The sequence below is a fragment of the Streptomyces sp. NPDC096105 genome (genome assembly GCF_044763335.1).
GTDB lineage: Bacteria > Actinomycetota > Actinomycetes > Streptomycetales > Streptomycetaceae > Streptomyces.
Genome location: NZ_JBIWGC010000019.1, coordinates 89746 through 100329 on the forward strand (window position 1 = coordinate 89746; position 10584 = coordinate 100329).

The 10584-nt window shown below is 77.4% G+C and carries 7 protein-coding genes; 5 read left to right on the forward strand and 2 right to left on the reverse strand.

Annotated features, from left to right (window positions below; all coding sequences use genetic code 11):
- Positions 1 to 92: 92 nt before the first annotated feature.
- The gene (locus tag ACIQ8B_RS25710; protein ID WP_403549967.1) at positions 93 to 4418 is read right to left on the reverse strand and encodes an HAD-IC family P-type ATPase; all 4326 of its coding nucleotides are present in this window, start codon (positions 4416 to 4418) and stop codon (positions 93 to 95) included.
- 21 nt (positions 4419 to 4439) lie between these two features.
- Entirely contained in the window at positions 4440 to 5069 is a 630-nt protein-coding gene (locus ACIQ8B_RS25715) for a hypothetical protein (RefSeq protein WP_403549969.1), read from the reverse strand.
- A gap of 239 nt (positions 5070 to 5308) precedes the next feature.
- On the opposite strand from ACIQ8B_RS25715, the gene ACIQ8B_RS25720 reads away from it, so the two are divergent.
- From ACIQ8B_RS25720 to ACIQ8B_RS25740, 5 genes are all read left to right on the forward strand, one after another.
- Positions 5309 to 6025, forward strand: a complete 717-nt coding sequence (locus tag ACIQ8B_RS25720; protein WP_106415674.1) for a nucleotidyltransferase family protein — start codon at positions 5309 to 5311, stop codon at positions 6023 to 6025.
- Positions 6022 to 6306 carry a BON domain-containing protein gene (locus ACIQ8B_RS25725; RefSeq protein WP_290008685.1) on the forward strand — a complete coding sequence of 95 codons (285 nt, stop codon included), beginning with the start codon at positions 6022 to 6024 and terminating at the stop codon, positions 6304 to 6306. The genes ACIQ8B_RS25720 and ACIQ8B_RS25725 overlap by 4 nt, the downstream gene beginning before the upstream one ends.
- Positions 6303 to 7064 (forward strand): metallophosphoesterase, encoded by a 762-nt coding sequence (locus tag ACIQ8B_RS25730; protein ID WP_403549972.1) that lies wholly within the window; start codon positions 6303 to 6305, stop codon positions 7062 to 7064. Before ACIQ8B_RS25725 ends, ACIQ8B_RS25730 begins: the two co-directional genes overlap by 4 nt.
- A 201-nt stretch (positions 7065 to 7265) precedes the next feature.
- Positions 7266 to 8933, forward strand: coding sequence for an alkaline phosphatase D family protein (locus ACIQ8B_RS25735; RefSeq protein ID WP_403549974.1), 1668 nt, complete (start codon positions 7266 to 7268; stop codon positions 8931 to 8933).
- Positions 8934 to 9088: 155 nt separating this feature from the next.
- On the forward strand, positions 9089 to 10459 hold the full coding sequence (locus tag ACIQ8B_RS25740; RefSeq protein WP_403549976.1) for a trypsin-like serine protease: 1371 nt from the start codon (positions 9089 to 9091) through the stop codon (positions 10457 to 10459).
- Positions 10460 to 10584: the final 125 nt, after the last annotated feature.

Below are 10584 nucleotides of genomic sequence, written 5' to 3' on the forward strand. Positions count from 1 at the left end.
AGCCGGGGTGTCCGGAACCGCCCTGCCCTTCCAGTGTGTGCGCCGTCCGCCGGTTGTGCCGACACGGGCGGACAGGGGCCGTGCCCGCGGGCTCAGGCGACCGGGCGGGCGATGCCGCTGTGCAGCAGGTGGCGGGTCCGCCGCGCGAAGTCGCCGAGGCGCAGGGCGAGGCGGGTGGCGAGGTCGTACAGGCGGCGTACCGCGGCGAGGCGTTCCAGGCGCGGGGCGAGGGCGGACAGGGTGATGGCGAGGGCGACGCCGGTCCAGGCGACCGGGCCCAGCGGGACGCAGCCGAAGAAGTGGCTGACGCCGGGCGTCTGCACCAGGGCGGCGAGCACGGCGGCGGAGCCCAGCGCCGTCACCCACACGAGCGTGCTGTGGCGGCGCCCGGAGAGGGTCTGCACCAGCTGCGCGCCGACCACCCCGCACAGGGCCATGGTGGTGGAGCGGCGCTCGGTGCCGGGGGTGAGCCGGCCGATCAGGTACGCCGTGACCGCGCCCAGGCAGGTCGTGACGCCGCGCCGCCGGATGGAGCGCAGCAGCGGCGCGCCGAGCACGTCGAGGCTCATCGGGCCGGTGGCGGCGTGCGCCGCCGTCGACGGGTCGGCGCTCGGCGTCACCGCCACCGCCATGGCGGGGAACATGTCGGTGAGCAGGTTGACCAGGAGCAGCTGGCGGGTCGACAGCGGCGAGGAGCCGGCGAGCAGGGTGCCGAGCACGCTGAAGCCGACCTCGCCGGCGTTGCCGCCGATGAGGATGCTCACCGCGTCGGCCACGCTGCGCCACAGCGCCCGGCCCTCGGCGAAGGCGTCCACCAGGACGGACAGGTCGCCGCCGGTGAGCACGATGTCGGCGGCGTTGCGGGCGGCCGCGGAGCCGCGGCTCTCGATGCCGACGCCCACGTCGGCGGCGCGGATGGCGGCGGCGTCGTTGGCGCCGTCGCCGGCCATCGCCACCACCCGGCCGGCCTGCTGCAGGGCCTCCACGACGTGCAGCTTCTGCTCGGGCGCGACGCGGGCGACGACCCCGGCGCCGTGCAGGGCGCGGACCCTCTCGGCGCGGCCCATGGCGACCAGGTCGTCCCCGGTGACCACCTGCGTCTCCTCGGGCCAGCCCAGTTGGAGCGCGATGGCGCGGGCGGTCTCCGGGTGGTCGCCGGTGAGCATGACGGGCAGGATGCCGGACTCCCGCAGCGCGGTGAGGAGTTCGCGCGAGGTGTCGCGCGGTACGTCCGCCAGGGCGACGAACCCGACGAGCTCCAGGCCGGAGAGGCCGGCCTGCAGCTCCGCCTCCGGATCGGAGCCCTCGCACGGGCGCCGGGCGACGGCCAGGACGCGCAGTCCCCGCCCGGCGAGGGTGTGGGCGGCGCCGGCCGCCTCGTCGGGCAGGTCCGCGCAGGCGGGCAGCACGGTCTCGGGGGCGCCCTTGACGACGAGGTACGCGCCGTCCTCGCCGTCCCGGCCGACGGCCGCCGCGTAGCCGCGGCTGGCCTCGAAGGCCAGCTCGCCGTCCGCCGTCCAGTCCTCGTCCGGCGGTGCGGCGTCCAGCACGGCCTCGTCGGTGGCGTGCGCGACCTTGCGTCCCTCGGCGGTCTCCTCCTGCGGACAGGCCCGCGCGGCCAGCCGCACGACCGGTACGGCCCGCTCGTCGTCCGGGGCCGGCAGGGCGCCGTCGGCGGTGGCCACCCGCACCAGGCGGAGGCGGTTCTCGGTGAGGGTGCCGGTCTTGTCGAAGCACACGGTGTCGACCCGGCCGAGGGCCTCCAGGGTGCGCGGGGTGCGCACCAGCACGCCCCGGCGGGAGAGGCGGCGGGCGGCGGCCATCTGGGCGACGGTCGCGACCAGCGGCAGCCCTTCGGGCACGGCGGCCACGGCCACCGCGACCCCGCCGCTGACGGCGCGCCGCAGCGGGCTGCCGCGCAGCAGGGACAAGCCGGTCACCAGCGCGCCGCCGGTGAGGGTGACGGGCAGGGCCTTGCGGGTCAGCTCCTGCAGCCGGGCCTGCACGCCGGCGGGGGGCGGGGTGCGGGAGGCGAGGGCGACGGCGCGGCCCGCCTCGGTGCGGTCGCCGGTGTCCACCACCAGCGCCTCGGCCCGGCCGGCCACCACGGTGGTGCCCTCGAAGACCATGCAGGTGCGCTGTGCCACGGGCGCGCCCGGCGTCGGGGCGACGTTCTTGGCCACGGGCAGCGACTCGCCGGTGAGCGACGACTCGTCGACCTCCAGCCCGTCGGCGCTCAGCAGCCGGGCGTCCGCCGGCACGACGTCGCCGGCCGCGAGGTCGATCCGGTCGCCCGGCCGCAGCCGCGCGGCGTCGACGGTGACCGTGCGCTGGCGGGTGACGCGGCGGCGCGCGCGGGGCTGCTGACGGGCGGCCAGCCGGGCGAGGGCCCGTTCGGCGCGCAGCCGCTGCAGGCCCCCCGCGACCGCGTTGAGGTCCATGGCGCCGACCACGAGCAGCGCGTCCACCAGGGAGCCGAGCAGCGCCGACGCCACCGCTCCGGTGGCCAGGACGGGGGTGAGCGGGTCGTCCAGCTCGCGGCGGATCGCACCGACCGCCTCCCACGTCCAGCGGGCGGGCGCGGCGGCGCCGGTCCCGGCCAGGCGCGCGGTCCGCTGCCTCACGCGGGCGCCGAGCAGGGCGAGTCCGACGGGTTCGGCCTCGGTGCGGGTGTCCCGCAGGAGACTGTGTGCCTCGTCCGGTTCCAGGGCGTGCCAGGGCACGTGCAGCCGCGGCTCGGGCGGGGTGGCGCGGGCCACGCGGACGGCCGCGGTCCAGCCGGTGAGCAGGGCGCCGGCGGCGGCCATGTTCACCGGGGCGTGGCGGGTGAGCCGCTGCCACACGCGGCCGCCGGGGGTGCCGCCGCGGGCCACCAGCAGCCCGGAGAGGGCGGCGCCCGCGCGGGCCAGGGTCTGCGAGCGGCGGCCGACCCGGCGGGCCGCCGGGATGGCGGTGAGCAGCCGCCAGACGTCCTCGAGTCCGCCGGGGGCGAGGGCGTCGGCGCCCCACGGGACCGCCGAACGGCCGTCGGTGAGGGCGATCGCCACGTCGCCGGCGGGCAGCCCGTCCGCGACGTCCCGGTCCCCGCCGGCGGGCACGCGGGCCACGCTGACGACGATGTGCCCGTCCTGCTGGAGGGCGCGGACGATGTCGCCGAACGGCAGGCCGGCGGGGGCCACCTCGTCGGCGAGGCGGGTGATGTCCTTCAGCTCGGAGCCGCCGGTGACGACGACGTGCAGCCCGGCCCGGCGCGCCGCGTCGAGCACCGCCTCCGCCTGCGGGTGCACGGGGTCGTGGTACGGCGCGGGCTCCTCGTCCTCGGCCGGGGGGAGGCCGCGGAGCGCGTCGGCGTGCAGGACCAGCGAGTCGGCGATCTCCAGCTGGCGCAGCCGGTCCCCGCCGCGCACCAGCACGCCGGTGCGGGCGAGCTGGGTGCCGAGCACGGAGTTGAAGGCGGCGGGGCCGTAGCGCGCGGCCTTGGGCGATCCGGCGAGCACGGCCTCGGCGGCCTCGCCGGTGTCGTGGGTGACGAGGAGGGTGGCGGCGGCCCCGGCCACGCTGCCGGTGCCCGCGCCCGCCGCGTACGCCTGCGCCGGGGTCACGCGCAGGGGCGGGCGGACGCCCTGCGGGGGCGGGACGCTGATGCGCCGCTCACGGCACACGTCGTCGTGGAGCGCCTCGAAGGCCGCCGCGCGGGCGGTCGCCTCGGTGAGCTGTCCGGTGCGCAGCAGCGCGTCGAGCAGCAGCGACACCGGGGACTGGGCGGCGCCGTGCGCGGCGGCGTTGGCGGCGGCGAGCAGCAGTTCCATGCCGCTGCCGCCGAACCGCTCGCGCAGCCGGGCGCGGAAGCGGGGGTTCTCGCGCAGCAGGGTCACCAGGGCGGTGACGGCCTTGGGGCTGCGAGGCAGGCGCAGCGACCGGCCGGCGAGGGCGCCGGCCGCACCGGCGGCGTCCAGCAGCAGCGCGGCGGCGGCGACCCGGACCTCGCGCGGGTCGCCGGGGTGCGCGGTGCCGTCGTCCGCCTCGGGGGCGGTGTCCTCGGCGAGCCCGAGGGGCGCGGCGGCCGCGACGGCCCGCTCGGCCACGCGGTCGCCGGCCGCGTCGTCCACGGCGGTCACCACGAGCCGGGCCAGCCCCTCGTCCCAGTACGCGGCGACGACGTCGGGGTGGTCGAGCAGCTCGGCGGCGACCCGGCGGGCGAGGGGGCCGACGGCGGCGTCGGGGTGGCGCAGCGCCAGGTGCACGCGGTGGCCGGCCCGCCAGTGGCGGTCGCCGCCGAGGGCGTTGCGGGCGACGTGCGTCACGCGGCGCGTGGTGACCTGGACGGAGGCCACGCCGTGGGCCGTCCCGCGGGCCGCCCCGGCGGCGGCCCCGGCCACGGCCCCGGCGAACGGGGCGACATCGAACAGTGCGAGCATTCCGGATCCCCTGCCCGCGCCTCAGCCGGAACGCCGGCCGTGTCCCGGCCGCCCGGGAGCGTCGTCGTGCCCGGTCGCCGCGGCCACCTTCCGCAACGCGGACGCGGTCCCTTCGTCCCCCACCTTGGCGGGCTGCACGTGCGGTGCCGGTTCACCGCCGGGGCGGTGCCTGGTGGGGGTGAGACGGTCGCCGGGGCCGGCGGGGGGACGGTGGTCACCGGAGGCGTCGGCGGACGTGCGGCGGGCCGCGCGGGCCGCGTCGGCTTCCGCGCCCGCCGGGGCGGGGGCCCCGCCCTCGCGCGTCGCGGCGGCCCACGCCTCCTCGCCGTCACCTTCACCGCCGCCGTCGCCGGCAGGCGCCTCCGGCGTGTCCCCGGCGGCGGCCTCCCGCTCGTCGCGGGGCCGGGTCAGCCAGGCGACCGCCGCTCCGGTCACGGCGACGGGCCACTCCACCAGGCCGGCGACGCCGAGGACGCCCGCACCGGTGTAGACGGCGATGCGGCGGCCGCGGGGGGACACCGCGCCGAGGGTGTCGAGGGCGGTGCCGGCCGCCTTGCCGGCCTGTCCGGCGCCCGGCAGCCGCCGCAGGTGCGAGGCGACGGCCCGCAAGGGCTGCGGAAGCTCCGACGCACGCGACGTGTCCTGCTCCATGTCGACCTCCACCACCGGACACCCGGGCCCGTTTCGACGGTTCTCACCCATCGTCGGTCCGGATCGGCCGGCGCGCCGCCCGGGTACGCCCGAAGCGGTCTCCCCCGCCGCCGGCGCGGGCCTGCGCCCCGTGTCGGAACGGGCGCTCCGGGTACCAGGAACAGGCACACACGGCGTGCGCCCGCGACGGGCACGGAGACAGCGGCCGTCCACACGGTCCGGCCGCGAAAGGAGTGGTCATGACGGAGAACGGCGAGGACGTCGTCGGGACACGGCGCCCGGGGACACCGGATCTCCGCCTGGCCTCCGACGTCCCCGAAGAGGCGCCGCCGCTCGACCCGCGGGCCGAGCCGCCGCTCGCAGGCGCCGACGACTCCGGCCTCCCCCGCGACCGCAACCAGGCCATCCTGGAGGCGGCCAAGCAGGTCGGCGCGGTGCTGAAGCGGGGCGGGCACCTCTTCGCGCTGGCGGGCAGCGTCGCCGTGCACGCCCACGGCGGCAGCGGCAACCTCCAGCACGACGTGGACTTCTGCGTCCGCCCGGAGGACGCGGGCCCGGTCGCGGCCACGCTGCGGGACGCCGGGCTGACCGTCTACAGCCCGCCCGAGGACTGGCTGATCAAGGCGACCTGCTTCGGGCAGGACGTCGACGTCATCTTCGAGCTGGCGCACCGCCCGGTCTCCGAGGAGATGCTGCGCCGCGCGCAGGAACTGCCCGTCGACTCGGTCCGGATGCCGGTCCTCGCGCCGACCGACCTGCTCACCGGCCTGATCGCCGCGTTCTCCGAGCACCACTGCGACTTCGGCGCCGTCCTGCCCATCGCCCGCGCCCTGCGCGAGAAGGTCGACTGGGAGCAGGTGCGGCGCGACTGCGGCGACGCGCCCATGCCCGCCGCCTTCTTCTTCCTGCTGGAACGCATGAACGTCATCCGACCCGCCCGTGGAGGGAACCCATGAACACCCACGACGCCGGTCCGGCGGGCGGCATCCCGCCCGCGGGCCCCGAGTACCGCGTCGCCCATCTCCAGGACCGTCTCGCCTCCGGCGAGCTGGGCGAGCTCGGCGTGCGGGCCCAGGTCCGCGGCGGGGCCGTCCTGGTCACCGGGACCGTGCCCTCGGCCCGCTGCCGGGACGACGTCCTGGACGTCGTGCGCGAGGAACTCGGCGGGCTCGACGTGCACTGCGACATCGTCGTGAACGAACCCTCGTCCCCCGACCACGCGGAGGAGCTGTCATGATCCGGGTCGCCGCCGTCGGGGACATCCACATGGGGCCCGACACCCGGGGCGTGCTGCGTCCCGCCTTCGACACCCTGCCCGACTGCGCCGACCTGCTGCTGCTGGCCGGCGACCTCACCCGGCACGGCACGACGGACGAGGCCCGGGTGGTCGCCGACGAGATCCGCGGCCTCGGGGTGCCGGTGGTCGCGGTGCTGGGCAACCACGACCATCACGACGACCGGCAGGACGAGGTGTCCGGGCTGCTGCGGGACGCGGGCGCGCACGTCCTGGAGGGCGAGGCGGCGGTCCTGCGGATCGGGGACGCCCGGGTCGGGGTGGCCGGCACCAAGGGTTTCGGCGGCGGATTCGTCGGGGCGAGCGCCGGGGAGTTCGGCGAGCCGGTGATGAAGGAGTTCGTCCGGGTCTCCCGCCGCTGCGCCGACGGGCTGCGGACCGCGCTGGAGCGGCTGGTGCAGGAGGACTGCGACGTGCGGATCGCCCTCACCCACTACTCCCCCGTGCCGGAGACGCTGGCCGGTGAGCCGCCGGAGATCTACCCGTTCCTGGGCAGCTATCTGCTGGCGGAGGCGATCGACACCGTCGGGGCCGACCTCGCCGTGCACGGGCACGCGCACGCCGGCAGTGAGCACGGCATGACCACCGGCGGCGTCAAGGTGCGCAACGTCGCCCAGCCGGTCATCGGCCGGGCCTTCCACGTCTACCACCTGCCGCTGCGCGAGCGGGTCGGCGCCGACGCGCGGGCGTCGGCGGGCTGATCCGCCCCTCGGTCCTTCGAGCGCCGCCGGTCCTGCCGGCGGCGCTCTCCCGTGCGCCGTCCCCCGTACCGCCTGTGGTGTGAACGCCCCGCACGGCATGCCTGCGACGAGCATGTCGTCTGCTTAGCATGCAGCTCCGTGTCCGCGGCCCCGCCGGCCCGCGGCCGCCGTCCACCCCGCATCCGTACGAGAGGACACCCGATGGCGCTGCCGGGCCGTACCGGACGACCTGCCCCCGCGCTCGCCCGCACCCCGCACGACGCCGAACTGCGCACCGCCGTCCGCCAGGTGTCACGCCGTCGCTTCCTGACCGTCACCGCCGCGGCCGCCGCCCTGGCCTTCTCCACCGGCCTCCCCGCGCGCGGCGCGTTCGCCGCGCCCCGCCTCGACGCGGCCCGCGTCACCGAGGACCCGTTCACCCTCGGAGTCGCCTCCGGTGACCCGCTGCCGGACTCGGTGCTCATCTGGACCCGGCTGGCCCCGGCGCCCTTCACCCCGGACGGCGGGCTGGGGCAGCGGCAGGTCGAGGTGGCCTGGGAGGTCGCGCTCGACGCGTCCTTCGTGCTGGTCGTGCGCAGCGGCACCGTCCTGGCCCACCCGGAGTACGCGCACAGCGTCCGCGTGGACGTGCGGGGCCTGGACCCGGCGACCTCCTACCACTACCGCTTCCGCACCGGCTCCTGGATCAGCCCGGCGGGCCGCACCCGGACCGCCCCCGCCGCCGGCGAGGACGTCTCGCGGCTGCGGCTGGCCGCGGTGGCCTGCCAGGCGTACCACGACGGCTACTACACGGCGCACCGGCACCTGGCGCAGGAGGACGTCGACGTGGTGTTCCACCTCGGCGACTACCTCTACGAGTACGCCGTGGACTCCGCGGGCGGCGCCCGGGGTTACACGGACCGGGTGCTGCCGGCGGTGTTCGCCCGGGAGACGACGACCCTCGCGGACTACCGGATGCGGTACGCGCTCTACAAGAGCGACCCGGATCTGCGGGCGGCGCACGCCGCGCACCCGTTCGTCGTCACCTGGGACGACCACGAGACGGAGAACAACTACGCGGCGGACATCGACGAGAACGGCAGCGACCCGGAGCTGTTCCTGGTCCGGCGGGCCGCCGCCTACCGCGCCTACTGGGAGAACCAGCCGCTGCGCGCGGACCAGCTCCCCGACGGGCCCGACGCCCGGCTCTTCCGCCGGCTGCACTGGGGCACGCTCGCCCAGTTCGACGTCCTCGACACCCGTCAGTACCGCTCCGACCAGGCGTACGGCGACGTCCCGCACGTGCCGGGACCCGAGTCGGACGACCCGGCGCGCACCCTCACCGGGGACGCCCAGGAGCGCTGGCTGCTCGACGGGTGGGCGTCCTCCGGCGCGCTGTGGAACGTGATGCCCCAGCAGGTGTGCTTCTCCCAGCGCAGGCTGGACCTCAACGCCCGGGCCAAGCTGTCCATGGACGCCTGGGACGGCTACCGCGCGAACCGCGGCCGGCTCGTCGCCGGGGCGAAGGCGGCCGGCGTCGACAACTGGCTGGTGCTCACCGGCGACGTCCACGTGGCGTACGCCTTCGACATCAAGGACGACTTCGACGACCCCGCCTCCGCCACCGTGGGCACGGAACTCACCTGCACCTCCGTGGCCAGCGGCCGCGACGGCGTGGAGCGCCCGGCCAACTGGGACACCTACCTGCGGGCCAACCCGCACCTGCGCTTCTACGACGGCCGGCGCGGCTACCTGCGGGTGGAGCTGAACCGGGAGAACGCCCGCGCCGACTTCCGGACCGTGCCCGTCGTGACGAGGCCCGGCGCGGCCGTCTCCACCGCCGCCTCCTTCGTCACGGAGGCCGGCGCGCCCGGTCTGACGCCCGTGTGACGTCACCCGTCCGCCCCGCCCGCCTGCTGCACACGGGGCCCGGCCCCGTTCCGTACGTGCGAATTCCGGCGTGTCCTGACATCCCGTCGGGCGCGCCGGGCAAGGACTCAGTCTCCGCGACGGCATCGCCGCCCGAACGAACGGAGACGTACCGAATGGTCCTCAGACACGTCCGAGCCGCGCGCCGCCCGGCGCTCGTGGCGCTCGGCGCCCTCGTCCTCGCCGGGCTCCCCCACGCCTCGGCGGCGGACGCCTCCCCCACGACGGGCCCCGCGCCCGGGGCGGCCCAGACCCTCGGCGCCGACCGGCCCTCCCCGCACCTGCTCAGCGCCCTCCAGCGCGATCTGGACCTGGACGCGGAGCAGGCGGCCACGCGTCTGGTCAACGAGGCCGAGGCGGGCACCCGCGCCGGCCGGCTGCGCAACTCCCTGGGCGAGCGGTACGCGGGCGCATGGCTGCGCGGCGCGACCGCAGACGAGCTGACGGTGGCGACCACCGACGCCAGGGACGTGCCGGCGATCGAGGCCGAGGGCGCCACCGCCCAGGTGGTCGAGCGGTCCCTGGCCGCACTGCGGGTGGCGAAGGAGAAGCTGGACGCGGCGGCCGGCCGCGTCTCCACGCTCGACACACCCGTCTGGTACGTCGACGTGGTGAGGAACCGGGTCGTGGTGCAGGCCGTCGACCAGGCGGCGGGCGCCGCCTTCGTGGAGGCCGCGGGGGTGGAGGGCGAGGACGTCGGCATCCGCCTGGCGGCCGAACGGCCCCGGCTGCTCCAGGACATCACCGGCGGCGACGCGTACTACATCAACGACTCGGCCCGCTGCTCCATCGGCTTCTCCGTCACCGAGGGCGGCCGGGGCGGCTTCGTGACGGCCGGCCACTGCGGCCGGGCGGGCGCGACCACCACCGGCTACGACCGCACCCCGCAGGGCGCCTTCCAGGCGTCGGTGTTCCCCGGCCGGGACATGGCGTGGGTGGCCACCCGGAGCCAGTGGACGCCGACGCCCGACGTGAAGGCGCAGGACGGCCAGGAGGTGCGGGTCACCGGCTCGGCGCAGGCGCTCGTCGGGGCATCGGTGTGCCGGTCCGGTTCCACCACCGGCTGGCACTGCGGCGTGATCGAGCAGCACGACACGAGCGTCCGCTACCCGGAGGGCCGGGTCGACGGGCTGACCCGGACGACGGTGTGCGCCGAACCGGGCGACTCCGGCGGTCCGTACGTCGCGGGCGCGCAGGCGCAGGGGGTCACCTCCGGCGGCTCGGGCGACTGCGCCGGCGGCGGCACGACGTTCTACCAGCCGGTCAACCCGATCCTCTCCGAGTACGGGCTGACCCTGACCACGGCGGCCGCGGCGGCCGCGTCCGGGCAGCAGGAGACCGGCGCCCGGGCGTGGACCGCGGGCCGGGTCTACGAGGCGGGCGCCACCGTCACCCGTGACGGGGTGACGTACCAGTGCCTGCAGTCCCACCAGGCGCAGGACGCGTGGGCGCCCGCCGGGACCCCGGCGCTCTGGCAGCGGCTCTGACGCATCGGACGGCACGGCGCCGGCGGGGGGGGGGGGGGGGGCCCCCCCCCCCGCCCGGGGCGGGGGGGGGTGGGGGGAGGGGGGGGGCGCCGGCGGCAGGGGGGGGGGGGCCGGCCCCGGGCCCG